At 43.0% G+C, this 1,091-nt stretch carries 3 protein-coding genes and 1 pseudogene; 1 reads left to right on the forward strand and 3 read right to left on the reverse strand.

From position 1 onward, the window contains the following. The 3 genes from A3763_RS30185 to A3763_RS17675 form a co-directional block, all read right to left on the reverse strand. Nucleotides 1-165: IS3 family transposase (locus tag A3763_RS30185; protein ID WP_156495150.1), on the reverse strand; the 165-nt coding region annotated here is incomplete at its 3' end. A 58-nt stretch (nucleotides 166-223) separates the two neighbouring features. Beyond that, entirely contained in the window at nucleotides 224-481 is a 258-nt protein-coding gene (locus tag A3763_RS17670) for a hypothetical protein (RefSeq protein ID WP_068553031.1), read from the reverse strand. After that, complete coding sequence (locus tag A3763_RS17675; protein WP_068553100.1) at nucleotides 478-786, reverse strand: transposase; 309 nt, start codon at nucleotides 784-786, stop codon at nucleotides 478-480. The genes A3763_RS17670 and A3763_RS17675 overlap by 4 nt, the downstream gene beginning before the upstream one ends. A 177-nt stretch (nucleotides 787-963) precedes the next feature. Here A3763_RS17675 and A3763_RS29700 point away from each other — a divergent pair. After that, nucleotides 964-1,091, forward strand: a pseudogene (locus tag A3763_RS29700) (IS110 family transposase); the annotation flags it as partial.

The raw sequence follows: 1,091 nt of genomic DNA on the forward strand, positions 1-1,091 counted from the left end.
GCGGCTGTATTTAAAACCCTTACCGTTACGCGCCCTAATGCCTTGAGACTTCATAATGTTAGCAATGTAATTCTCTGAACAAGGGTAACCAAGATCGTTTAACTCTTTCGCTATTCTTCTCGATCCATAGCCAGCTTGCGTATTCCGGCGTATCTGATCATCAATTCTGGTATCTGATCACTGATTCTGGAAATCCAGAAAAAGTGATCGAATAAAACCAGAATCAATGGTCGAAAAGTTCCAGAAATGATGATCGGTTAAAACCAGAATGAGTGATCGGAATGGGCCAGAATCTGCAGCCAGCTTCAAAGTCTTCATAGGTATCCAACACTTTAGCTGTCATTAGTTGTCGACGTTTATCGCGGTCACAGATAGAACCCTTGCACCAATTAGCGTAACCAGTGCGTGAGACACGCATAACCCGGCACATTAAAGCCTTGGAATGCTGCTCTTCATACTCTTTGATAATGGCGTACTTCACTCTTGGTTTCTGGCGAAGTACGCCGCAGCCTTTTTTAGGAAATCCATTTCTTCTTGAAGCTGTTTATTCTCTCGCCTTAAACGACGAAGTTCTTCACTCTCATTTTTTGAGTAATCGACGCCATTAACAGAGTTGAATTGTTTATCAGATAAGCGCATAAATTGACGCTTCCAGTTCGCGATTTGTTGGGAGCTAATTCCAAGTTCTTTAGCAACTTGAGCTTGAGTGACGCCCGGTTTTTCGCAGCGTTTCACTGCTTCTTTTCGGAATTCTTCAGAGTAAGCTTGAGTTTTTTTACGTGCCATGAGCACCTCCACATAAGGTCTATATAACTATAGTAGGGTGTACACTAATTGTTGGGCACTCGGAAACCTAGACATAATGACTCCCCACGTCCCAAAAGAGTGCTGACCTCCTATCGTGGGTTAGCAAAGCCAGAGCCATAATATATGTGTCATACCATATAAGCGGAGGCCAGCACCATGAAAAACAATACCATAATTTTTGTCGGATTGGACACCCATAAGGAGTTCACCGAAGTCGCATATTGCGAAGATCAACGAGGCTCAGAAGTAAAACATCTTGGAAGAGTTTCTTCAGCCAAAGTATC

It is taken from the genome of Oleiphilus sp. HI0128 (assembly GCF_001635365.1).

Coding starts and splice junctions, on each gene's coding strand:
- A3763_RS17675 (WP_068553100.1), bottom strand. CDS start 786: ATGGCACGTAAAAAAACTCAAGCTTACTCTGAAGAATTCCGAAAAGAA.